Here is a 25,061-nt window from a genome sequence, read left to right as displayed (position 1 = left end):
TTTAGAGTTGCTAAGGTTCTAAGTCGCTAAGATCATGAGAAAATGCGCAAAAACTTAGCACTTCAGAACCTTAGTGACTTAGAGGCTTATTTCGTATTTAACTTTCTTAGTTTGATTGCCGTCAGCACTTTTTTGGTATATAATGGAAAGTCAGCGTTTTGAATCCAGCTGAAATATCCTGGTTCGGTTTCTAATATTTTGTCGACTTTGGCGCCTTTGTGTTTTCCGAAAGTAAAAATTTCCTCATTGTCTTTATCAAAAGCGATCATTCCGGCAAAATCGGCAATTTTTTTACGCGTTGTGAATTCAGATAATGATTTCATATCGTTTTCCAATTCCGGATAACGGTCCAACTGTGCTTTCAGGATTTCGTAGGTTGCCATAGTGTCTGCTTCAGCCGAGTGGGCATTTTCAAGACTTTTTCCGCAGTAAAACTTCAAAGCGGCACTTAGCGTACGTTCTTCCATTTTATGAAAAATAGTCTGCACATCTACAGAAACTTTATTTTTCATATCAAAATCAACTCCGGCGCGAAGCAATTCTTCTGCGAGTAACGGAATATCAAAACGATCAGAATTAAACCCTCCCAGATCACTGTCCTTAATCATATTATAGACCTGTGGCGCCAACTCATTGAAAGTAGGTTCGTTTGCTACTTTTTCATCCGTTATACCATGAACGGCCGTAGTCTGAGCCGGAATTGGAATTGTAGGATTCACCAACCAAGTTTTACTTTCTTTATTTCCGTTTGGAAAAACTTTAAATATTGAAATTTCTACTATTCTGTCTTTTCCGATATCAATACCAGTAGTTTCAAGGTCGAAAAAGCAAATTGGTTTATTGAGTTTGAGTTCCATTTTTGAATTTTATAAGTCTACAAATATAAATTTTAAAGCTGAATTTCACTTGTTTTTTTCATAAAGTTCCCGATTTCTGTTCCGATTTTAACAATGTAAAATAAAAAACCCTTTCTATGTTTAAAACACAGAAAGGATTAGTTATTTATAAAACAGATTCTTTTAGAAATCCCTGTCTACATCAAAGGCTTCTAAATATTCTGCGACTCTCTTTACAAAACTTCCTCCAAGTGCACCATCTACTACCCTGTGGTCGTAAGAGTGGGACAGGAACATTTTCTGGCGGATTCCGATAAAATCACCTTCCGGCGTTTCGATAACTGCAGGCACTTTACGAATTGCTCCAAGCGCCAGGATACCCACTTGCGGCTGATTGATAATCGGCGTCCCGAAAACACTTCCAAAAGTTCCTACGTTTGTAACCGTATATGTTCCTCCCTGTGTGTCGTCCGGTTTCAGTTTTCCTGCTTTTGCACGATTGCCCAAGTCATTAACCGCCTTTGCCATTCCGACAAGGTTGAGCTGATCTGCATTTTTAATCACCGGAACGATTAAATTTCCGTTTGGTAAAGCTGCAGCCATTCCTAAATTTATATTTTTCTTTTTAATGATATAATCCCCGTCAACAGAAATATTCATTCCAGGGAAATCCTTCAATGCTTTTGCAACGGCTTCCATCATAATTGGCGTAAAAGTAAGCTTCTCGCCTTCTCTTTTCTCGAAAGCAGCTTTTACTTTATCTCTCCATTTTACGATATTGGTTACATCCACTTCAATAAAAGATTGTACGTGAGCCGAAGTCTGCACCGAGGCCACCATGTATCCTGAAATCAATTTACGCATTCTGTCCATTTCGATGATTTCATCACCTCCGTTTACAGAAACCGGAACCGCCTGCTGACTTTTCTGAACCGCTGCCGGTTCTGCCGCTTTTACCGGAGCAGCTACTTCCTTAACTGTTTCTGTAACAGCTTTTGGAGCAGCAACCGCGCCTGCTTTGCGATCTTCAACATATTTTAAAATATCTTCTTTTGTAACACGCCCGTCTTTTCCGGAACCCTGAACATTCTCTAACTCAGCAACAGAAACACCTTCTTCCTTTGCGATATTTTTCACAAGCGGAGAAAAGAATTTATCGGACGCTGCGAAATCCTGAGGCGTAACGGTTTCTTTAGCCGCATCGATTGTTTTTTCAATTTCGGCTGCTGCGGCCGGAGCTTCATCCTCTACCACTTTATCGACTAAAAACGACGATGATATTTCAACGCTGCCTTCTGTTTCGATAATTGCAATAGTCTGCCCTACCTGAACTAAATCATCTTTGCCAAATAATTTTTCGACCAAAATTCCCGACACCTCGCTAGGTACTTCACTGTCAACCTTGTCAGTTGCTATTTCCAGTACCGCTTCGTCTGCTTCAATTTTGTCTCCAACCTCTTTCAACCAGTTTGTAATAGTTGCTTCAGCTACACTTTCTCCCATTTTGGGAAGTTTTAATTCAAATCTTGCCATATTGTTAACCTCAAGGGTGATTTTGATTTTCAGATTGCGAAATTACTGAATATTTTAAATATAAATTACATTTAATATAATTTTTTACTCGATTTTTACTACTTGTCCCCTGTCATTTCTGGAATTACTTCCAATAATAAAATTTGTGTTTTTGGGGAAAATTTTAAAAGTAATACGCTTATCTTTAAGACTTTCTATGATTTTGATACAATTTCCGAATGAAACATGCTGATTATCTAAAATAATCTCCACTGTTTTACCCTTCAAAAGCAGCCACGAATTTACCATTTTTTCTTTTTTGAAATTGAAAACAACTACTTTATTTTCAAAAATAGAAGCCAATTTTTCAAACAATTTCACATCAGAAGAATATAAAACATAACTTTCGGGGATTGGTTTGTCTTTTGATTTTCCCTGAAACATTTTAGCGAAAGAAAAAAACACAATCCCGATTTTGATAAAAATAGAGAAAAACAATGATTTCCTGAAATGTTTCTTATAAAAAAAAGTCATCGCTTCCTGAAAACGTTTCATGTATTTTTCATCTTTAACGGTACTTTCTCCCTTGTAATGCAGGACCGTTGTTTCATGAAAATAATAATTACTTTTCCCGTTTAATAATGCGCGGTAAGAAAGATCAATGTCGTCTGCATACATAAAACAATCTTCATCAAAACCTTGTAATTCAAGATATAAATTTCTTTCCATCAGCATAAAAGCTCCCACTAAAACAGCAACTTTACCGGTCTCAGTCTCTGAAACATGCTGCGCATAATACTGATTGAAAAGGTTCCATTTTGGAAAAATTTTATACAGACCAAAAATCTTGGTAAAAGCAACCCAGGGCGTCGGAATGCCACGTTTGCTTTCGGGCAAAAACTGCCCGGTTCCGTCAATTAATTTACAGCCCACAATCCCTAACTCACGCTGCTTTTCAGCGAAAGCCAGAATTTGGGTAAATGTATCTTCGGCCACAACCGTATCGGGATTGAGAATGCAGATGTATTTTCCCTGCGCTTCTTTTACTCCAATATTATTGCCTTTTGGAAAACCAAAATTTTCTTTGTTCTGAATCAGTTTGACATTCGGAAACCGTTCTTTCATCATAATACAGCTATCATCAGACGAATTATTATCAATGACAATAATTTCGGCATCAAGCGTCGCAATGGCTTCCTGAACACTTAAGACGCATTGTTCCAGAAAGTAACGCACATTGTAATTAAGAATAATAACTGATAACTGCATGAAAAAATGGGTCTCTTTATTTTTTCGGAAAGTTAGAAATTTTCAGATAAACCCAACGGTAAAGACGCATCGTTTTTATAAAGGTCTTACTTTACACCAAAATTATTGCGCATTGGATTGTTTTACCAGATTTGAATACATGGTGACTATAGCTTTCATTTCGCAAATTGATTCGTGGTATTTTTATAAAAGCTATATTTGAAATTAAAATCCACTTTTTTAAACCGGCTTCCAAGTATGATTCGTTTCTCTTTTTTAATTTTAGTCCTGTTTATATCCTGTGGTTTTCACAGGGAAAACCCGAGTCATAGGGAGTTAAATCTTGTACAATCCAATACCTGGTTTATTGCTGGACCGGCAAAGGAAACTCAGGAGACGATTAACACAGTTCGCGAAAAAGAAGGAATTATCCGCGTGACAGCCAAAACTGCACCAGTTGGAGAAATTGAGCTGAATGTTATGATTACAGCTTCCGATTCGAATGATGGTCCTGCCACGAATTTATCGAACAGCTCTAAATACGTAAGCATCAGTTATAAATCCTCACAACTTATCAAATTACAGGCTCGCGAAGGAAACAATGAAGGAACGGGCTGTGTACACGGCGGATCACATCCCAGAGTTGATTTACCTGCTTCTCCTGAAAAATTCACAACGATCAAAATTCCGTGGACCCATTTTAAACAGGACGGACTACCAAACGGCAAACTTTTGAATATCCATAATTTATGTAAATTCAACTTTGTGAATTACAACCCGGTTTCGGGCGCATTGCTAGAAATAAAATCAGTTATCGTTGAGAATTAGTCGCAGTATTCAGTCGCAGTCTAGCTGAGACCGAGACTGAGACTGAAAACTCCTATAAATGCAACTGAATCTTATACTTGTTGCAGATTTTCATTACCAACAACATAATCGTTGAAAAAACCAGACTCCAGATAATCCCCGGAATGCCTTCACGGAAATAATCTGGAATGATATGAAAATTAAAAACAAGCGTGAAATAATAAATAACACCCGGTAAAATATAAATCAACAATGGGTTTGCCGCTGCAGGCATAAAGAAACCACTCCATTTGGTTTGTTTTTTTATTTCCATGAGCCAGTACAAAAAGTAAAACAGCACGGTACAAATTGCAGCCGAAAACATCGTCCAGGATGGAGTTCCTTTTATTTTTGAGATTCCGAAATAGGGTCTTAACAAATATCCGGTTACCAAAAACAATACTGCAAAACCTATCACGGGCCAATTGATTTTTGGAGTGATTTTTCGATCAAAAAACAATAACGAAATGATTACACCCGCAGTTACGACAGCAGCATGGGTTAAATGTCCGGCAATAAAACTAAGTACTGCATTTTGATGAACCAGTGAACCTTCGATTAGATTAAGTGAATTGGCAAGGACACAAATTACCAGAAACAAAATCATGGCTCCTAATTTTCCGCCAACGAGCCAATAATAAACTACTATAAAAAGGTACGCCCAGCCAATTAAGCCCAGAATTCCCCACCATTTTGGCGTCATCCCGATTGTTCCTGTATCCTGAACGTATAAAAAATATAACGCGACTAACACTAACATTCCGCCATATTGAAGCGTATTCTTTAACCAAACCGGAAAATCTTTGGCATATTTATTCCAAATCGGAATGGGCATCGCATACGCTAAAAGCCCCCATAACGCCGGAGTGATAATCATTTTTGAGGCATCATAGCCATATTCGGCATTGACCATAAAAACGCCAATAATAATTAAGGCCAACGCCCTTTTTAAAGTGTGTGTCCAAATCGTTCTGGCACTATCACCTTTTAACAGCCGGGCATTGAATGCAAACGGAACCGACATCCCGACAATAAATAAAAATGCCGGAAAAACCAAATCAACAAAGGTCATGGCGTCTGCGTCTGCCGGCATGTGTTTCATCCACTGTGGTACGTTTTTCACACTTGCCAGTTCATTGACAAAAATCATTATAAAAATGGTAATTCCGCGCAGGGCATCTATCGAAATAATCCTTTGATTGTATAAGTTTTCCTTTATTTTCATAAATTATTGCGTTTTTAGTAACTCCAAATATAATATAATTACGAAATGAGCAGTTACATTAATACCTTAATTTTGACTGGTGAATTTCCATTTAACAAATTCTTCAAAAACACATCCTTTTTTTTACTTTTGCAGCATGTTATCACTTTTCAAATCAAAACCGTTCCTGAAAGATCTTCTTTCCGATAATTATATCGACATTCATTCGCATCTTTTACCCGGAATTGATGACGGCGCCAAAACCATAGGCGACACCCTAAAACTCGCAAAGGCTTTTGCCGAAATTGGCATCTCTCAATTTATAACGACGCCGCACATAAAACACCATTTCTGGGATAATTCGCCTGAGGTCATCAGGACTAATCAACAGGAAACGGCAATGGCATTAAAAGAAAATGGCATTATTACTCCCTTTCGTGCCGCCGCAGAATATTTTATGGACGACTGGTTTGAAAATCATTTTAAAACTGAAAAACTACTGACCCTAAAAGACAATTATGTACTGGTAGAAATATCGTACATCAGTCCGCCGGCACAATTACACAAAACCCTTTTTGATTTGCAGGTAGCGGGTTACATTCCGGTTTTGGCACATCCTGAAAGGTATTTGTATTACCATCAAAACTTTAGCGAATACGAAAAACTAAAAAAGTCCGGCTGTTTGTTTCAATTGAATTTACTGGCTACCGTTGGCTATTACGGTAGCGGAGTCACTAAAATTAGCGAAGAGTTACTGAAAAAAGGAATGTATGATTTTGTTGGCTCAGACGTCCATCATCGCAACCACATGAAGGAATTGGGTAAAAAAATAAAAATAAAAAATGCTTCTGCTTTAAAGGAGGTTATTGCAAACAATCAATTTTTTAAATTTTAGTTAGTAGGCGTTCTCTTCCCCTTTGAAAATATTAATTATCGTTCTGACAATAATTTTAATATCCAGAAGCAAACTCCAGTTTTCGATATACCAAATATCGTAATCGACTCTGTTTTCCATATCGATAAGCTCTTTCGTTTCGCCGCGATATCCATTTACCTGTGCCCAGCCTGTGATTCCGGGTTTCGCATATTGACGTACCAAATAATTATTAATCAGTTCGCTGTATTCTTTTGCCAGATTGACCATATGCGGTCTTGGCCCGACAACAGACATATCTCCCCAGAAAACGTTAAAAAACTGCGGCAATTCGTCGATACTTGTTTTGCGGATAAAAGCTCCAAATTTGGTAATCCTGCTATCGCCTTTTCCGGCTTGTTTGTTATGTGCCAGATCATTGACATACATACTTCTGAATTTAAGGCACATAAAAGAACGGTTGTCCCTGCCCGAACGTTCCTGTTTAAAAAACACCGGACCGCGGGATTCTATTTTAATGATCAGGGCCACTATTGGCAAAAGCCACGGAAAAATCAATAAAATAACCCCAAGCGAAAAACAAATATCAAAAACCTTTTTAATAAGCCTGTTAGAAGCGAATTCCAAAGGTTCAGGGCGCAGCATCAATACCGGAGTATTTCCATAAAACGTAACCTCAACTTTACTTGATTTTGTATACAACTGAAAATCAGGAATGAATTTAATACGAATCATATTCTGTTCGCATATTTTCGTAAGCTTATTGATTACTTCAATTTTATCAATATGAAGTGCCACATACATCTCGTCTATTTTTTCCTCAATAATAAAACTCTCAATACGGTCAAATCCACCTAAAAGCGGCCCTGAAAAACCGGGAGAGATTGCTTCTTTTTCATCAAAGAAACCTAAAAACCGATAACCGTATGTTAAATCTTTCGCGAGGATTTTTTGCATTCTTTCTCCAGTATCATTAGCCCCGACAATAATTATTTTTTTAAAATTAAAGCCGTTCGCCCTGATTTCTTTTAAAAGTTTCATTAATGCGTAACGCGAAATCATGATCAGCAAGAAGAAAAACAGATAAAAATACAGCAATCGAAGCCTTGAAATGTCGGCATATTTTAAAAAAACAACAAAAATCGCCACCAGTGCCGCATGGATCACAATTTTATTGATGGTTCTTTTTAAGATCGATTCGATGCGTTCAATACGGATCATTCGATAGGAATTTCTATGCAGCAACAAACCGATCCATATTAAATTCATTAATAAGGCAATCGTTTTTTCTTCCTTTAACAGCAGTTCCTTCAAACCTCCAAATCGGGCCAGTGCCGAAAGATTAATTGCCAGATTCAACAATAGAATATCCAGGCAGACAAACAAAATTTTGAAGTAGCGGGAAAAACGGTAATGTGATATTTTTTCAGAAATTTTCATATTTGGGGGGGGACTGTGCACAATACTTTTCTCAGAATAAAATTCGGATCTAAGCAATCGTGGTGCAAAATAACATTTAAATTATATTTTTTAGCTTATTTTAAAATCAATTTATTTTTAAATTATACTTTTAACCTGTTTGAATCTAAAACAACTTCAATGATAAAATACTTTTTATTATTTATAGCAACAATATCAGCATCTTATGGTCAGATTTCCGGCTGTACAGACCCGCTTTCCATAAATTACAATCCGGCCGCCACAAGTAATGACGGGAGTTGCGAGTATAAATCTTTAAAAATAAAACCGGAATATTCTGTTCGTTTAAGTGATTCCATAAAAGAAACTTCCGGATTAATTGCTTTTGACGGTTTGTTATGGTCACACAATGACGATCACGATACCACATTGTACGGATTGGATTCCCTGGGCAAAATCAGAAAAAAAGTAATTCTCAATACTGTAAACCACGACTGGGAGGAAATTTCACAGGATGAAACCCATTTATACATTGGTGATTTTGGAAATAATTTCAGGGGAAATCGAACGGATCTGCATATTTTAAAAATTGAAAAAAAATCTTTTTTAGCTGGAAATCCTAGTATCGACACGATCTCCTTCTCCTATTCAGACCAGACTGATTTTACTGCCCAAAAAGGAAACACGACCAATTTTGATTGTGAAGCTTTTATCGTAACACAGGACAGCATTTATTTATTTTCCAAGCAGTGGAGCTCTTCCAAAATCAGTATTTATGTGTTGCCCAATCAACCCGGGAAGCAGATTGCGCAATACAAAGAAACCCTTAGCACAGAAGGTTTAGTAACCGGTGCCACTTATGTCGCAGCAAAAAAACGGATTGTACTTTGTGGGTATTCCAAAACAGGAAAAACTTTTTTATATCTTTTGTATGACTTTAAAGATCATAATTTCTTAACCGGAAACAAAAGGAAAATTGACCTCAAACTGCCTTTCCATCAGATTGAAGGTATTGCAACACGCGACGGTCTTCATTATTATGTAACGAATGAAAGCCTGGTCCGGAAACCCATTATCAATGTTCCCCAGCAAATTCATTATTTTGATTTGAGTTCGCTTTTGAATTCGGATCTCCATAAATAATTCGCAAATTGCGATATGATAAGTTTATTATTACAAAAAAGATATTTTCAGGATATTTTTTTATCTTTGAAATTCATACTTTTTCATTCAAATGGCTTTATCTTTGAGCCTTCGTAAAATTGATATTCATTATGGAACAAAAAATACATCAGGGAAGAAACGTAAAACGTTTTAGAGAAATGCTTGGAATCAAACAAGAGGCATTGGCTTTTGATTTGGGAAATGACTGGAATCAGAAGAAAATTTCGATGCTGGAGCAAAAAGATGTAATTGAAGAGGATATTCTTAATCAAATCTCAGATAAGTTAAAAATTCCTGTTGAAGCTTTTCAGAACTTTGATGAGGACCAGGCGGTGAATATTATTTCGAATACATTTAATATTGAAAAAGATGCTTATATAGGGAACGCTAAGCCTGTTTTCAATATAAATCCATTGGAAGAATTTAAAAAACTTCACGACGAAAAGATTGATTTATTTGAGCGTATGCTGAAAGAGAAAGATGAGATGATGCTACGACTTGAAAAATTAATCAATAAATAATTGCGGAATAATTATTTATAAGACATCCAAATGGCTTTATCTTTGAGCCTTCATAAAATCGATATTCATTATGGAACAAAAAATACATCAGGGAAGAAACGTAAAACGTTTTAGAGAAATGCTTGGAATCAAACAGGAAGCATTGGCTTTTGATTTGGGAAATGACTGGAATCAGAAGAAAATTTCTATGCTGGAGCAAAAAGATGTAATCGAAGAGGATATTCTTAATCAAATCTCACATACATTAAAAATTCCTGTGGAAGCTTTTCGGAATTTTGATGAGGAGCAAGCGGTGAATATTATTTCGAATACTTTCGGAGACAATACTTCTGTTGGAGAAAATGCTTGTGTTGGAAATTCTAATTCCACATTCAACTTCAATCCTATCGCAGAGTTAAAAAAAATTCACGACGAAAAAATTGATTTATACGAGCGCATGCTGAAAGAGAAAGATGAAATGATGGAACACTAAAAAAATTAATCAATAAATAATTTTGGAATAATCATAAAAGTGTCATTTTCATGACACTTTTTTTATATAGTTTTAAATCTTCTTTGCATGTGATTTAAAATGTAAATTATTTAAGAACTTTTTTGCAGTTTCAACTTTTTCAGGAAACAAAATCCTTTCCTTTAATTTTGAAGAAACCAATGATAAAAGCATACTTTCTGACACTTTTACATATTTTTCGTTTTTTGTAGCTTTATTTTCCATATTCAAAAATAAATATTATAACTTAATTTCTTACTTTTTAAAATACTTTTTATTTTCTTTTCTAGCATTTACAACTAAAATCCTTCGCTTCAAAGTTTCCGCGTTATTATTTAACCACTGTGAAGCAACGGAATTATAAAATTCCTATCTCGACAAATAATTCGCAAATCGCAATATAATAACTTACTTTTGCAAAAAAGTTGTGATTTGTAAAACCTTCATAACTTATAATTTATAACTCATAATTTACAAAGTGAATTACTTATCTGTAGAAAACATATCGAAGTCGTTTGGGGAAAGAACCTTATTTGACAACATCTCATTCGGAATCAATAAAGATCAAAAGATTGCTTTTATTGCAAAAAATGGTTCTGGAAAAACAACCATTATGAGCATTATTAACGGTTTGGATGAACCGGATACCGGTCAGGTCGTTTTACGAAAAGGAATCCGCATGGCTTTTCTTTCGCAGGACAACAACCTTCAGGAAGAACTGACTATCGAAGAAAGTATTTTCGCTTCAGATAATGAAACACTTAAAGTAATTGAAGCCTACGAAAAAGCATTAGAAAATCCGGATGACGAAGAAGCCTACCAAAAAGCTTTTGACGGAATGGATCAGCATAATGCATGGGATTTTGAAACCCAATACAAGCAGATTTTATTCAAATTAAAACTCGAAGATTTTAAATTAAAAGTAAAAAATCTATCGGGTGGACAAAAGAAGCGTCTTTCTTTGGCTATCATATTGATCAATCGTCCTGATTTATTGATTCTGGATGAGCCAACCAACCATTTGGATCTGGAGATGATCGAATGGCTTGAAAGTTATTTTGCCAAAGAAAACATCACGTTATTTATGGTGACGCACGACCGTTTCTTTTTAGAGCGTGTTTGTAACGAAATCATTGAATTGGATAACGGGAAATTATACCAATACAAAGGAAATTACTCCTACTATTTAGAGAAAAAAGAAGAACGAATTACCTCTGAAAACGCAAGTGTTGACAAAGCGAAAAACTTATTCGTAAAAGAATTAGAGTGGATGCGCCGTCAGCCAAAAGCGAGAACGACAAAATCAAAATCGCGTCAGGATGATTTTTACGTAATTAAGGAAAAAGCACAAAGCCGTCGTCAGGAAAACAAAGTCGAGCTTGAAATCAATATGGAACGTATGGGAAGCAAGATTATTGAGCTTCACAAAATCTCCAAAAAATTTAAAGACCACGTCATTCTGGATCAGTTTAGTTTTGATTTCCAGCGTGGCGCACGTATCGGAATCATTGGTAAAAACGGAACCGGAAAATCAACCTTCCTGAACCTTCTTACCGGAACACTTCCATTGGATAGCGGACGCGTAGTCAAAGGAGAAACGATAAAAATTGGTTATTACACCCAAAGCGGAATCAACCCGAAACCGAATCAGCGTGTGATTGATATTATAAAGGAATACGGCGAATTTATTCCGCTTGCGAAAGGCAGAATGATTTCGGCTTCACAATTGCTGGAGCGTTTTCTTTTTGATGCTAAAAAACAATATGATTTTGTAGAAAAATTAAGTGGTGGAGAATTAAAACGTCTTTATTTATGTACCGTTTTGATTCAGAATCCAAACTTCCTGATTCTGGATGAGCCAACGAACGATTTGGATATTGTAACCCTGAACGTTCTGGAAAGCTTCCTTTTGGATTACCCGGGTTGTTTGCTTGTGGTATCGCACGACCGTTATTTCATGGATAAAATTGTCGATCATTTATTTGTTTTCAGAGGGAATGGTGAAATCGAGAATTTCCCAGGGAACTATTCTGATTTCAGAGCCTACGAAGACAGTGCCGATGTTATGCAGAAAGAAGAAAACAAAGCAGAGAAGAAAGACTGGAAACAAAATAATCCGACCGGAAATTTAACTTTCAACGAACAGAAAGAATATCAAAAACTGGAAAGAGAAATTAAAGATTTAGAAATTGACAAAACCAAAATCGAACAATTATTCTCTGACGGAAAAGTAGCAGATGCCGATATCGAGAAAAAAGCAAACGAACTGCAAAATATCATCAGTAAAATAGACCAGAAAGAAGAACGTTGGTTTGAGCTTTCGGCTAAAATTGAAGGATGATTTTTTAGCTTTCATTCTCAGTCGCAATTTTCAGTGAATTGTAGAAATTCTTTGGGTTAAAATTAAAAAACACATTACAAAAATGCTTTTTGTAATGTGTTTTTTTTATGTTGAAACCCGCCGAAAACTCAGACTCAGACTGAGGCCGAAACCGAGACTGAAAACTACGCCTGAGAACAAGCCCTGACTTTAAATCTTTTGCATAATAATCAAAAATTGAGTTAAAAATTAAGAAATGTTAAATTCAATATGTAAGAATTTGCAATAATTGTATAAATAAAAAATAAAGTCGATTAACGAGCTTTGTATTAGTGGAAACGAATTCACAAATTAAAATATATATACAATGGAAAATTTACATAACCCAGACCACAACAAACGTACAATGTTAACAGGAATGTTTTCTGATCGCGACAGTACAGAAAGAGCTTACGAAATATTAAGTGAAAGAGGATATACAAAAGATGAAATCAATCTTATTATGTCTGACGACACAAGAAAAAAACATTATTCGGATAAAGATGATCACTCTGAATTAGGAAATAAAGCTGCAGAAACAGCCGGAACAGGTTCTGCCATTGGAGGAACTATTGGTGCTATTGTTGGCGTTATTGCTGCGTTAGGAACAAGCCTTGTGATTCCCGGATTAGGATTAATTATTGCAGGTCCGCTTGCAGCAGGATTAGCTGGTGCAGGTGCCGGAGGAATTACTGGCGGTTTAATTGGAGCTTTAGTAGGATCAGGAATTCCTGAAGAAAGAGCAAAAGTTTACGAATCAGGAATTAAAGATGGTCGCGTTGTACTAGGAGTTCACACCCGTAATGACGAAGATGCTGAATATTTTGAAAGAGAATGGAAATCAAATAGAGGAGAAAACATTTACCGTTAATCACTTATTTTTCCAAAAGAAAACCACAACAAAATTTAATTCTGTTGTGGTTTTTTATTTTATTAAATAATCTAAACTGAGCCCCTGTTTACCAGGGAATCGGATTATAGTCTTTCAGGAATTTTCCGCACCAGTGTTTTCCTGTATTTATTCCGTCAAACAAAGGATCCATAACACGGGCAGCGCCATCTACAATATCCAAGGGCGGCTGAAAATCTTCTAACTCTTGTTTTTTCTTTGCCAATTCAGCAGGATCTTCGTCAGTTACCCAACCTGTATCGACTGCATTCATAAAAATACCATGCTTTGCCAATGTCCCCGAAGAAGTATGGGTTAACATATTCAAAGCTGCTTTCGCCATATTGGTATGCGGATGACGGTCTTCTTTGAAAAAGCGGTGGAATTTCCCCTCCATTGCCGAAACATTTATGATGTGTTTTTGTCCGGTATTGTCTTTCTTCATGACTTCCGAAAGGCGGTTACAAAGCACAAAGGGAGCCACCGAATTGACCAGTTGCACTTCAATCATTTCCGTAGTTTCGATTTGACCCAATCTCAAACGCCAGCTGTTCGTTTTCCTTAAATCTACCTGCTGTAAATCGGCATCGAGTTCACCTTCCGGAAAAACTTCGTTTGCCACCAGGGCATTATCAAAAGAATACGGAATCTGGGATAATTTAGCCGAAGCCCGCAACCCAATTCCCGGTTCCGGTCCGTGCCAGGTCACCGGCATATTTTGGTTTGAAGAAGCTCCGCTGGTCAGGATTTTCAATTCATCGAGACAATTGATATGATCCAGTAACAATTCCTGAGCCTGTTTTGGCAGAGAAACAATGGACCGCTCCTCATTTTCCATTAAATGCGTATAAAAACCCGCAGGACGTCTCACCGTTTGAGCGGCATTATTAATTAAAATATCCAGTCGCTCGTATTTCTGCTCGATAAAATTGCAGAAAATTTCCACACTGGGAATATGCCGTAAATCCAGTCCATGAATTTTCAACCGATGTCCCCACTCCATAAAATCGTCTTCTTTAGAAAAACGCAAGGCAGAGTCCACAGGAAAACGGGTTGTTGCAATCACAGTTGCCCCGCCGCGTAAAAGCATCAGTGTAATATGATACCCAATTTTTAACCGGGAACCCGTAATCACAGCAATCTGTCCTTTTACATCAGCGGTCTGAAAACGTTTGGCATAATTAAAATCACCACAGTCGGTACACATGGTATCATAAAAGTGGTGCATTTTAGTAAAGCCTGTTTTGCACACATAACAGTTTCTGGGAGTTTCCAGCTCTAACTGTTCTTTATGAGCCAGCTCATTAAAAGCCAGTAATTTGGGCGCCGTAAACACACTAGCTTCACGCGCATGACGGATTCCGGTTTCTTTACGGGCCGTTTTGTCTTTCTTTTCCATTTTGCGTTTGGCCGCCTGTTTCCCGTCCTTAATTCTTCTGGAAAATTCACCACGGTCGGGTCTTGAGAACATTCCCGCCTCTTTGATCAACGCGATTCGCTGTTCCTTCGGAATATCAAATATCTGATCGGTATCCGTATTCAACTGTGCCAGAATAGCAATGCATCGCTCAATTTCTTCCGGAGTTATTATTTTCCTGTCTTCTGATTCTTCCTTCAGCATCATAAATGTGTATTATTTCAAGGCCGCAAATATAGTCTTTTAACAGCGCAATAAAACTTCTTAAAACCATTGGGTTTTGGGTATTGTCTTTCGTATTTGTATCTTCGTCGCCACTTTGTAACTGTTGCTATGCTATTTCAGATAAAATCATACTTAAAATTTCTTTGGAACTCCAAAAACGAACACGCCGTTCATTCTCCGTTTGTATTTCATTTAATAACGAAGTGTTTTTACGATAAAAAAGCAAAGCCGGAATATGCAATTCTGAAAAAGTACAGGAAATCACTTTTGGAAAATAAAAATTTTATAGAAGTAACCGATTTCGGTGCCGGCTCGAAAGTTTTTAAATCGAATACGAGACAAATAGCCAAAATTGCACAGACAGCCGGAATTTCTGCAAAACGCGCCGAATTATTATTTCGCGTCGTTCGCTATTTTCAGCCGAATACTATTTTAGAAATCGGAACCTCGCTGGGTTTGGCCACTTCTGCCCTGGCGTTAGGCAATCCAAAAGCAAAAGTAATTACGCTGGAAGGCTGTCCTCAAACGGCCCATGTTGCAAAAAAACATTTAAACGAATTTAATTGCGATAATGTAGAAAATATAATTTCAGAATTTCAACAGTATTTGAGCAACCTGAAACCTGAAACTTTAAACTTTGAACTCATCTATTTCGACGGTAATCATTCTAAAAAAGCCACACTGGCGTATTTTGAACTTTTATTGCCTACCATTACAAACGACTCCGTCTGGTTATTTGATGACATTCACTGGTCCGCTGAAATGGAGGAAGCCTGGGCAATCATTAAAAACCACCCAAAAGTAAAAGTAACAATCGATACGTTTCAATGGGGATTTGTCTTTTTCAGACGCGAACAGGAAAAAGAACATTTTGTAATCAGAACATAAAAAAAATGACAACCATTTCTGATTGTCATTTCTTATAATTATTACAATTTTTTTATTTTATTTTTATTTTTTAGCAGCTGCTGTTTCATCCGATTTAGCTCCCATTCTGTTAAGCGTGTACATTGGAGCAAATTTCACTTTTAAACCTGCAATTTTTCTGTTATCTTCAGAAGTAAGACCTTCTTTTTCAACTGTATTTTTACGGCTGTCAAGTGCTTCGTACATTAATTTAATTTCATCCCAGTCTTCACGTGAATAACTGTCTTTGTTATTCTCTACTGTATGAACGAATTGTTGGTATACACTATGAATATTTTGAGCATTTACCCAGGCAAAACTCATATCATCACCGATTTTTCCTTCACCAAATAACGCATTACGCAATTGTTGTTTAGGACTTGGTGCAGGTGGAGCCAAAACTTTGGTCATTTCATTTTTAAACTCTTCGTATTTAACTTTACTAGTGTTTATTTTTTCTGTCTCTGCTGCGTTATCTTTAATGTCAGCAAGAGCCAACTGTGCATTTTCTGCTCTTCTGTTGTATTCAGCATCAACATCTTTCCAATCCGCTTTCAGATCATCTGCTGCAACATTCTTTACTGAATCGACATAAGTCACATAAGCGTCGATTGTCTTTTTCGCATTTTCCTGTTTTTCATCTTTACATGATGTGAAGCTTAAAGCTATTAATGCAATACCTGATACAATTTGTATATTTCTCATAATTTTGATTATTTAAATGTTATAGAGCAAATATAGTTAAATATTTGAATAATTATAAAATATTTTAGAAAATTTAATAAAAATTTTAAACATAATTTAATAAAAATTACAAAATATGATAATTATGTAAAAACAAATTAAAATCATATAACAAAGATTTTTTTAAATGTTTTATAATTTTTAGAAAGGAAAAAATACCGCTAATAAATACTGCTTTTTGTAACAAAAATCAATTAAAGGCTACTCATGGATTATTGAAAAGTGTTTTGTACTTTTAAAACCAAAATTGTAAAACGAAATGGCAAATCCATTAATTAAAATAACCGACATCAAACGAGACTTTGTCCTGGGCAACGAAATTGTTTATGTATTGAAAGGTATTAACTTAGAAATCAACAAAGGTGAATATGTAGCTTTAATGGGGCCTTCGGGATCCGGAAAATCGACTTTGATGAATTTGCTTGGCTGTCTGGATACGCCAACTTCCGGACATTATGTTTTAAACGGAAAAGATGTAAGCAAGATGCGCGATGATGAATTGGCAGAAATCAGAAACAAGGAAATTGGTTTTGTTTTCCAGACTTTCAACCTTTTGCCGCGAACTACGGCTTTAGATAATGTAGCCTTACCTATGATATATGCCGGATATTCTAAATCGGAACGTGTCTTACGTGCCACAGAAGTGCTGAAACAGGTCAATCTTGCCGACAGAATGGATCACCAGCCGAATCAGCTTTCGGGAGGACAACGCCAGCGTGTGGCCATTGCCCGTGCTTTGGTCAACAAACCTTCCATAATACTCGCCGACGAACCCACCGGAAACTTAGACAGCAAAACCTCTGTAGAAATCATGAAGCTTTTCGGAGATATCCATGCGCTGGGAAACACCGTAATCCTCGTAACACACGAAGAAGACATCGCAGCTTATGCACATCGCGTAATTCGTTTGCGCGATGGTTTGATTGAAAGCGACACTACCAAATAATTTATAGATTTCTGATTTTAGATTTTAGATTCGTTGTGTAACTCATACTTTGAGGATTTAAATCGATTAAAATAATTTTTAGCTTCCAAATATTAAATCTAAAATCAGAAATCTAAAATCTAAAATAAATGAAAGTATATACAAAAACCGGCGACAAGGGAACAACGGCTCTCTTTGGAGGCGACCGCGTTCCGAAAGATCATATCAGAATTGACAGTTATGGAACTGTGGATGAACTCAACTCTTATATAGGACTCATACGTGATCAGGAAATCGATTCGCATTACAAAAACATTTTAATCGAAATTCAGGATCGTTTATTTACCGTAGGCGCCATTTTGGCAACTCCGGTAGAAAAAGAAGTCCTGAAAAACGGACAACTCAGGCTAAAAAATCTGGGAATTGTCGATACCGATATCGAATTATTGGAAAATGAGATTGATAAAATGGAAGAAAGCCTTCCACAAATGACGCATTTTGTTTTACCGGGCGGACACCCTACCGTGTCACATTGTCATATTGCAAGATGTATTTGCCGCCGCGCAGAGCGTTTGGCAGTACATTTAAGCCATAATGAACAGGTACCTGAAATTGCAATACAGTACCTAAACCGACTTTCTGACTACCTTTTTGTCTTGGCACGGAAGTTGTCCTCTGACTTAAAAGCGGAGGAAGTGAAATGGATTCCGAGAAAATAAATTTTCTTAAAATTACAATTTTTCAAATCCCAAATTCCAGGGAAAAATTAAAAATTCTGCGAATTTAAACAACATACAAAAAGTTCCTCTATAGTAGGTTTTATGTTCCTTTTTTGGAATTTGGAATTTATTTTTTGGAATTTAACAAGAGACGTTCTTAAATTTTCTTAAAATAAATCAAAATTTACTTGTCTTTTTCAGTAAAAAATTTATTTTTGCACAAACTAAACAGATAACAGATGTATTGGACATTAGAATTAGCATCTTATTTAAGTGATGCCCCATGGCCTGCTAACAAAGACGAACTTATTGACTACGCTATTAGAGCTGGTGCTCCATTAGAAGTAGTAGAAAACCTTCAGTCTATTGAAGATGAAGGAGAGATATATGAATCAATGGAAGAAATTTGGCCTGATTATCCAACAGACGAAGATTATCTTTGGAATGAGGATGAATATTAAAAAATAAACCAAAGGAAAAAGTCTCATCACAGAGGCTTTTTTTTTGGTTCTAAATACAACATTTACATATAATAGAAATATAACAAATCATGAGTTTCATAAACAGTATTATTAAAGTCTTTGTAGGTGATAAATCACAGAAAGATGTCAAAGCTTTACAACCTTATTTAAACAAAATTAAAACATTCGAAACTAGCTTAATGAGTTTGTCTCATGACGAATTAAGAGCCAGAACCGTTTATTTTAAAGAAAAAATAAAAGAAGCCAGAGCTGATAAAGATGCTAAAATTGCTACGCTTAAGGCGGAAGTAGAAAACATCGAAGACATCGATAAAAGAGAAGATCTTTATGATGCTATTGATACTCTTGAAAAAGAAGCTTACGAAATCTCAGAAAAAACTTTATTGGAAATTCTTCCGGAAGCATTTTCTGTGGTTAAAGAAACAGCACGTCGTTTTAAAGACAATTCTTTTATTGAAGTTACTGCTACTGCAAAAGACAGAGAATTTTCTGCCACAAAAACATACGTTACCATAGAAGGTGACAAAGCTACATGGGCTAACAAATGGAATGCCGCAGGTAAGGAAATTACCTGGGACATGATTCATTATGATGTTCAGTTAATTGGCGGAATGGTTTTGCACGAAGGTAAAGTTGCCGAAATGCAAACAGGTGAAGGTAAAACGTTGGTGGCTACACTTCCTCTTTACTTAAACGCTTTAACCGGAAATGGTGTTCACTTGGTAACGGTGAATGATTATTTGGCAAAACGTGATAGTACATGGAAAGCGCCTTTATTCGAATTCCACGGTTTAACTGTGGATTGTATTGACAATCACCAGCCAAGTACAGAACAAAGAAAAAAAGCATACGACGCTGATATCACTTACGGAACCAACAACGAATTTGGTTTTGACTACTTAAGAGATAACATGGCACATTCGCCAAGCGATTTAGTACAAAGAAAACACAATTATGCCATTGTCGATGAGGTCGATTCTGTACTGATTGATGATGCAAGAACACCGCTTATTATTTCAGGACCGGTTCCTCAGGGAGATCGTCATGAATTTAATGAGCTGAAACCAAAAATCGAAAACTTAGTGGCACAACAACGTCAGTTAGCAAACGGATTTTTGTCTGAAGCAAAAAGATTAATCAAAGAAGGAAACACTAAAGAAGGCGGATTCTTATTGTTAAGAGCTTACAGAAGTTTACCTAGAAATAAAGCATTAATTAAATTTTTGAGTGAAGAAGGCGTTAAACAATTGCTTCAAAAAACCGAAAATCAATACATGCAGGATAACAATCGCGAAATGCATAAAGTCGATGAGGCTTTGTATTTTGTAATTGAAGAAAAAAACAATCAGGTTGAGCTTACTGATAACGGTATCCAGTACCTTTCAGGAGATACAGATGCTGACTTTTTCGTACTTCCGGATATCGGGACTGAAATTGCTGCTATCGAAAAACAAAAACTGGACAAAGACGCTGAAGCGGAAGCCAGAGAGAAATTATTTCAGGATTTTGGCGTAAAAAGCGAGCGTATCCATACGTTAACACAACTTTTAAAAGCCTATGCTTTGTTTGAAAAAGATGTTGAGTATGTGATCATGGACAACAAAATTATGATTGTCGATGAGCAAACAGGTCGTATCATGGATGGCCGTCGTTATTCTGACGGTTTACACCAGGCGATTGAAGCAAAGGAAAATGTAAAAATCGAAGCTGCTACACAAACTTTTGCAACCGTTACATTACAGAATTATTTCAGAATGTACAGCAAACTGGGAGGTATGACAGGTACAGCGGTTACAGAAGCCGGAGAGTTATGGCAGATTTATAAACTGGATGTGGTTGAAATTCCAACGAACCGTCCAATTTCAAGACAAGACAAAGAAGATTATATCTACAAAACAACACGTGAGAAATTCAACGCGGTAATTGAAGATGTAACGGAATTATCAAATGCAGGAAGACCTGTTTTGATTGGAACAACTTCTGTAGAGATTTCAGAATTATTAAGCCGAATGTTAAAAATGAGAGGCGTTACCCATAACGTTTTGAATGCTAAAATGCACAAACAAGAGGCACAGATTGTAGAAGAAGCAGGTAAAGCCGGAGTAGTGACTATTGCCACAAACATGGCTGGTCGTGGTACCGATATCAAATTATCACCGGAAGTAAAAGCTGCCGGAGGTTTAGCAATCGTAGGTACAGAGCGTCATGATTCCCGTCGTGTAGACAGACAGTTACGTGGTCGTGCAGGACGTCAGGGAGATCCGGGAAGTTCTCAGTTTTACGTTTCCCTTGAAGATAACCTTATGCGTTTATTTGGTTCTGAGAGAGTCGCTAAAGTGATGGACAGAATGGGACTTCAGGAAGGTGAAGTGATCCAGCATTCGATGATGACTAAATCTATCGAACGTGCCCAGAAAAAAGTAGAAGAAAATAACTTTGGTGTTCGTAAACGTTTATTGGAATATGATGATGTTATGAACTCTCAACGTGAGGTAGTATACAAACGTCGCCGCCATGCCTTGTTTGGTGAGCGTCTGAAACTGGATATTGCCAACATGCTTTACGATACCTGCGAAATAGTAGTAAGTCATAATAAAGCGGCAAATGATTTCAAAACTTTCGAATTTGATCTGATTCGTTATTTTTCTATCACTTCCCCAATTTCTGAAGCTGATTTTACAAAATTATCAGACATCGAAATTACCGGAAAAGTGTACAAAGAAACATTGGCTTTCTATACAGAGAAAACGGAAAGAAGCGCAAGAGAAGCTTTCCCGATCATCAAAGGAGTTTACGAAGAGCCAAACAATCATTTTGAGCGTATTGTAGTTCCGTTTACCGATGGAATCAAAACTTTGAATGTAGTTACAGATTTGAAAAAAGCGTACGATAGCGAAGGAGCGCAATTAATTGCCGATTTCGAAAAAAATATCACACTTTCTATTGTGGATGAGGCGTGGAAAAAACACTTACGTAAAATGGATGAATTGAAACAATCTGTTCAATTAGCCGTTCACGAACAAAAAGATCCATTGCTTATCTACAAATTAGAAGCTTTTAATTTGTTCAGAGGAATGTTAGACAACGTAAACAAAGAAGTTATTTCATTCTTATTCAAAGGTGATTTACCGGCTCAGAACGTTCCTGAAATTCACGAGGCAAAAGAAGTGCGTCAAAAAGAAAACTTCAAATTGAGCAAAGACGAAATCGTTAACAACGAAGACATCAACCGCGAAGCAGGAGAAACGCAACAACGTCAGGTGACAGAAACGATTGTAAGAGATAATCCAAAAATCAACCGTAATGATACTGTAACAGTTCAGGAAGTTGCTACCGGTAAAACCGAAACAATGAAATTCAAAAAAGCCGAAACTCTTTTGGCAGCAGGTACCTGGGTGCTTGTTAAAGAATAATTTTTAGTATTCAGTCGAAGTTTACAGTCTCAGTCCGAAACTGCGAACGAGACTGAAAACTGAGAATGCAAACTAAAATAAACCCGACAGGTTTCAAAGCCTGTCGGGTTTGTTATTTAAAAAAATAAAAAAAATATTCATTGTAAAACGAATAAGATGTATTTTTGCTTCCGAAACAACTAAATTAACCTTGAAGAAGTTTTTGATCACATTTCTTTCCTGTATGCTTTTAGTGCCATCCTTTGGCAGTTTCTTCGTTTATACCTCCTTCAAATTAAATCAGGACGAAATTTCAAAAACCATCTGTGTACAACGCAAAATGCTTTTTAACTCCTGTAACGGCCGATGTGAACTTCAAAAAAGTTTAAAAAAATACGCCGACAACGAAAAGAAAATGCAAAACAACCTGAAAGAGAAAGTTGAGGTTGTATACATTCAAAATACCCCCTTATCCCATTTCAAATTAGTAGCACTAATAGAATCAAAGGCAAAAAACTTTGCTCGTCCTGACCGTAAACCTGTTTCGGTTTCGAATGTTACTTTTCGCCCTCCTTCCTTTTTAATATAAATTTTAGCTGCACTTTTCAATTTTTTGAAAAGCTTTTTCCTGTTTTAGAATCAGGAAAAATACTTGTTACTTTTTAAAATTTATATCATTTAAAATGAAAAAAATATACTTTACCCTACTCATCATAGGGCAATGTGTCTTCGCACAGCATAAAGCGGAACAAGACACCACAAAATCGCAGGAACTTGAAAACGTTTTTATAACAGCTAACAGAACTGCCACTTTGCGTAAAGAAACACCTGTTGCTATCAGTAAAATAACAGCAAAAACGATCAACGAAACCAAAGCAACGGCCGTTTACGAAATCATCAACAAAACGCCCGGCGTTTTAATGGTTAACTTAGGAAACGAACAGCATATGATGTCGATTCGTCAGCCGATGACCACCAATGCTTATTATTTATACCTGGAAGACGGCTTGCCGATTCGGCCAATGGGAATTTTCAATCATAATGCCCTGTTGGAAATCAATCAGTATAATCTGCAGAGCATTGAGGTGGTAAAAGGCCCGGTTTCTTCTTTATACGGACCGGAAGCTGTTGGAGGAACGATCAATTTAATTTCGTTAAAACCGCCTGTCGATCCGGAATTTAAATTTGGGGTTCAGGCCGATAATTACGGCTACAGAAGATTTCAGGCAGCCGGTGGTGCCACAATTGGAAAAGTGGGTTTTCATATTGCCGGAATTTCAAGCCTTCAGGAAAATGGCTGGATGACGTATTCGGATTACAACAAAGACAACCTGAATGCCCGAATCGATTATAACATATCTCCTTCTACCCGACTGATCAGCAATACGATGTACGGCAAATATTATTCAGACATGAGCGGAAGTGTGAATGAAGATGCCTTCAATAACAGAACCTACAAAAGTTCTTCTGATTTTACGTATCGGAAATCTGATGCTTTACGAACGCGATTAACACTCGAACACGACTGGAATGACAAATCAAGCAGTTACATTACCGCTTATTTGCGAGATAATAAATTAGGCCAGAATCCTTCCTACGGAATCCGATGGAGTCCAACCGTAAATCCGACAACAGCCAAAGGAGAAGTAAATTCGAACAACTTCAAAAGTTATGGCGCTATTGGGCAGCACACCCAAAAATTCGATTTCCTGAACACCAAAATTGTGGCAGGCGCTTTATACGATTACTCTCCCGTAACCTATTGGTCATACGTTATTGACTTAAAAGCAAACTTAAACCCCGGCGAAGCAGGAAAACAAACGGTAGCTTCTTATGAAATTATCGCAGAGCATCCCGACTCGAAACTGGCGGATTATACCGCTGATATTTTTAATACCGCGGGATATGCCCAAATAAGCATCAATCCATTCGAAAAATTTGTGCTTACTCTTGGCGGCCGGTATGATAATATGAAAGTAAACTACGACAATGCACTGGATCTTTCTTCCGGAAGCAAAGTGTATGACAAAGCGACCTTTAAGATTGGAGCCAATTATAATCCTTTTGAATATGCCGGTTTTTACGGAAACTATTCACAGGGTTTTGCACCTCCCGGAATTACTTCAATTTTCAGAACTAAACCCGGAACTGGGGGAACAACGGGTATTCCGGCTGATTTCTATTACAATCTGGAACCTGCAACATTCGATAATTACGAAATTGGCGGCTGGCTTTCTTTCCTGGAAAACAAATTAAACTTCGATTATGCATTTTATTATATGGAAGGCAAGAATGAATTATTGAATATTAAACTGGCGGATAACTCAACCGATTATCGTTCCGCCGGAGAAACACGTCATAAAGGAATCGAGTTCGGTGCTTCGTATCGTCCATCAAAACAATTCAATATCCGTTTTGGCGGGACGTATGCGCAACATACCTATATCGATTTTAAACTCTCCGATAAAGCAAGCGACCCGGTTCAGGATTTAAATGGAAAAGAAATGCCGGCAGCACCTAGATGGTCGGGAAATTCTGAGGTGAGTTATTACCCAGGCTGGCTTCCTAATCTAAGGGCTTCTATCGAATGGCAGCTCGTAGGCAGTTATTATCAGGATCAGATCAATACCATAAAATATGGCGGTTATAACTTGTTCAACGCCAGAATTGGATACCAGTGGAAAAAAATTGAGATCTACGGAAACGTACTCAATCTTACCGATAAACTATATGCTTATAATGTTTCGAGAGCCAATACCACAAATGCTCAGCCTACTTATACCGCGGCAGCCCCAAGAACTTTTGTTTTTGGAATTCAATATAATTTTTCACTAAAAAAGTAACCTAAAGTTTTTGCCACAGATTGAAATGATTCAAAATCCTTTCAAT

The 25,061-nt window shown here is 36.9% G+C and carries 21 protein-coding genes and 1 pseudogene; 14 read left to right on the top strand and 8 right to left on the bottom strand.

The annotated features are described in order from the left end of the window. Nucleotides 1-86: 86 nt before the first annotated feature. From D0817_RS17695 to D0817_RS17685, 3 genes are all read right to left on the bottom strand, one after another. Nucleotides 87-857, bottom strand: coding sequence for a 3'-5' exonuclease (locus tag D0817_RS17695; protein WP_127339698.1), 771 nt, complete (start codon nt 855-857; stop codon nt 87-89). A 162-nt stretch (nt 858-1,019) separates the two neighbouring features. Then, nucleotides 1,020-2,369, bottom strand: a complete 1,350-nt coding sequence (locus D0817_RS17690; RefSeq protein ID WP_127339697.1) for a dihydrolipoamide acetyltransferase family protein — start codon at nt 2,367-2,369, stop codon at nt 1,020-1,022. Between the two features lie 84 nt (nt 2,370-2,453). Beyond that, nucleotides 2,454-3,617, bottom strand: coding sequence for a glycosyltransferase family 2 protein (locus D0817_RS17685; protein WP_127339696.1), 1,164 nt, complete (start codon nt 3,615-3,617; stop codon nt 2,454-2,456). Between the two features lie 198 nt (nt 3,618-3,815). Between D0817_RS17685 and D0817_RS17680 the strand changes: the two genes are divergently transcribed. Next, on the top strand, nt 3,816-4,424 hold the full coding sequence (locus D0817_RS17680; RefSeq protein WP_127339695.1) for a hypothetical protein: 609 nt from the start codon (nt 3,816-3,818) through the stop codon (nt 4,422-4,424). 52 nt (nt 4,425-4,476) lie between these two features. On the opposite strand, the gene D0817_RS17675 is transcribed toward D0817_RS17680, so the two are convergent. Continuing rightward, nucleotides 4,477-5,667, bottom strand: a complete 1,191-nt coding sequence (locus D0817_RS17675) for a DUF5009 domain-containing protein (RefSeq protein WP_127339694.1) — start codon at nt 5,665-5,667, stop codon at nt 4,477-4,479. A gap of 136 nt (nt 5,668-5,803) precedes the next feature. On the opposite strand from D0817_RS17675, the gene D0817_RS17670 reads away from it, so the two are divergent. Further along, complete coding sequence (locus tag D0817_RS17670) at nt 5,804-6,541, top strand: tyrosine-protein phosphatase (protein ID WP_127339693.1); 738 nt, start codon at nt 5,804-5,806, stop codon at nt 6,539-6,541. On the opposite strand, the gene D0817_RS17665 is transcribed toward D0817_RS17670, so the two are convergent. Next, nucleotides 6,542-7,960 carry an undecaprenyl-phosphate glucose phosphotransferase gene (locus tag D0817_RS17665; protein WP_127339692.1) on the bottom strand — a complete coding sequence of 473 codons (1,419 nt, stop codon included), beginning with the start codon at nt 7,958-7,960 and terminating at the stop codon, nt 6,542-6,544. It abuts the gene before it with no gap. A gap of 159 nt (nt 7,961-8,119) precedes the next feature. On the opposite strand from D0817_RS17665, the gene D0817_RS17660 reads away from it, so the two are divergent. The 3 genes and pseudogenes from D0817_RS17660 to D0817_RS17650 all read left to right on the top strand — a co-directional run bounded on the left by D0817_RS17660 (nt 8,120) and on the right by D0817_RS17650 (nt 10,116). Beyond that, a complete protein-coding gene (locus D0817_RS17660) occupies nt 8,120-9,082 on the top strand; it encodes a T9SS C-terminal target domain-containing protein (RefSeq protein WP_127339691.1) in 963 nt (320 codons plus the stop codon). Between the two features lie 131 nt (nt 9,083-9,213). Beyond that, complete coding sequence (locus tag D0817_RS17655; protein WP_127339690.1) at nt 9,214-9,624, top strand: helix-turn-helix domain-containing protein; 411 nt, start codon at nt 9,214-9,216, stop codon at nt 9,622-9,624. A gap of 70 nt (nt 9,625-9,694) precedes the next feature. Beyond that, nucleotides 9,695-10,116, top strand: a pseudogene (locus tag D0817_RS17650) (helix-turn-helix domain-containing protein). Between the two features lie 52 nt (nt 10,117-10,168). On the opposite strand, the gene D0817_RS25695 reads toward D0817_RS17650, so the two are convergent. After that, the gene (locus D0817_RS25695; RefSeq protein ID WP_161568441.1) at nt 10,169-10,339 is read right to left on the bottom strand and encodes a hypothetical protein; all 171 of its coding nucleotides are present in this window, start codon (nt 10,337-10,339) and stop codon (nt 10,169-10,171) included. Between the two features lie 253 nt (nt 10,340-10,592). Here D0817_RS25695 and D0817_RS17645 point away from each other — a divergent pair, with 253 nt between their 5' ends. Next, nucleotides 10,593-12,455: an ABC-F family ATP-binding cassette domain-containing protein gene (locus D0817_RS17645; RefSeq protein WP_127339688.1), complete on the top strand. Its 1,863-nt coding sequence runs from the start codon at nt 10,593-10,595 to the stop codon at nt 12,453-12,455. 346 nt (nt 12,456-12,801) lie between these two features. Beyond that, nucleotides 12,802-13,344, top strand: a complete 543-nt coding sequence (locus tag D0817_RS17640; protein WP_127339687.1) for a hypothetical protein — start codon at nt 12,802-12,804, stop codon at nt 13,342-13,344. Nucleotides 13,345-13,432: 88 nt separating this feature from the next. Here the strand turns inward: D0817_RS17640 and D0817_RS17635 are convergent, their stop codons facing one another. Beyond that, nucleotides 13,433-14,983, bottom strand: coding sequence for an SDR family oxidoreductase (locus D0817_RS17635; protein WP_127339757.1), 1,551 nt, complete (start codon nt 14,981-14,983; stop codon nt 13,433-13,435). A gap of 129 nt (nt 14,984-15,112) precedes the next feature. Here D0817_RS17635 and D0817_RS17630 point away from each other — a divergent pair, with 129 nt between their 5' ends. Beyond that, complete coding sequence (locus D0817_RS17630) at nt 15,113-15,892, top strand: O-methyltransferase (protein WP_127339686.1); 780 nt, start codon at nt 15,113-15,115, stop codon at nt 15,890-15,892. A gap of 63 nt (nt 15,893-15,955) precedes the next feature. On the opposite strand, the gene D0817_RS17625 is transcribed toward D0817_RS17630, so the two are convergent. Then, on the bottom strand, nt 15,956-16,615 hold the full coding sequence (locus D0817_RS17625; protein ID WP_127339685.1) for a DUF6565 domain-containing protein: 660 nt from the start codon (nt 16,613-16,615) through the stop codon (nt 15,956-15,958). A gap of 298 nt (nt 16,616-16,913) precedes the next feature. Between D0817_RS17625 and D0817_RS17620 the strand changes: the two genes are divergently transcribed. The 6 genes from D0817_RS17620 to D0817_RS17595 all read left to right on the top strand — a co-directional run bounded on the left by D0817_RS17620 (nt 16,914) and on the right by D0817_RS17595 (nt 25,015). Continuing rightward, entirely contained in the window at nt 16,914-17,600 is a 687-nt protein-coding gene (locus D0817_RS17620; RefSeq protein WP_127339684.1) for an ABC transporter ATP-binding protein, read from the top strand. Nucleotides 17,601-17,728: 128 nt separating this feature from the next. Continuing rightward, the gene (locus D0817_RS17615) at nt 17,729-18,298 is read left to right on the top strand and encodes a cob(I)yrinic acid a,c-diamide adenosyltransferase (RefSeq protein ID WP_127339683.1); all 570 of its coding nucleotides are present in this window, start codon (nt 17,729-17,731) and stop codon (nt 18,296-18,298) included. Between the two features lie 239 nt (nt 18,299-18,537). Beyond that, nucleotides 18,538-18,759, top strand: a complete 222-nt coding sequence (locus D0817_RS17610) for a DUF2795 domain-containing protein (RefSeq protein ID WP_007138072.1) — start codon at nt 18,538-18,540, stop codon at nt 18,757-18,759. A gap of 89 nt (nt 18,760-18,848) precedes the next feature. Continuing rightward, on the top strand, nt 18,849-22,193 hold the full coding sequence (gene secA, locus D0817_RS17605) for a preprotein translocase subunit SecA (protein WP_127339682.1): 3,345 nt from the start codon (nt 18,849-18,851) through the stop codon (nt 22,191-22,193). Between the two features lie 202 nt (nt 22,194-22,395). After that, entirely contained in the window at nt 22,396-22,761 is a 366-nt protein-coding gene (locus D0817_RS17600; RefSeq protein WP_238160902.1) for a hypothetical protein, read from the top strand. Nucleotides 22,762-22,855: 94 nt separating this feature from the next. Continuing rightward, nucleotides 22,856-25,015, top strand: a complete 2,160-nt coding sequence (locus tag D0817_RS17595) for a TonB-dependent receptor (protein ID WP_127339681.1) — start codon at nt 22,856-22,858, stop codon at nt 25,013-25,015. The last annotated feature ends 46 nt before the right edge of the window (nt 25,016-25,061 follow it).

This window comes from Flavobacterium cupreum (assembly GCF_003996965.1).
GTDB lineage: Bacteria > Bacteroidota > Bacteroidia > Flavobacteriales > Flavobacteriaceae > Flavobacterium > Flavobacterium cupreum.
This window is presented reverse-complemented; position numbering and strand designations above follow the sequence as displayed.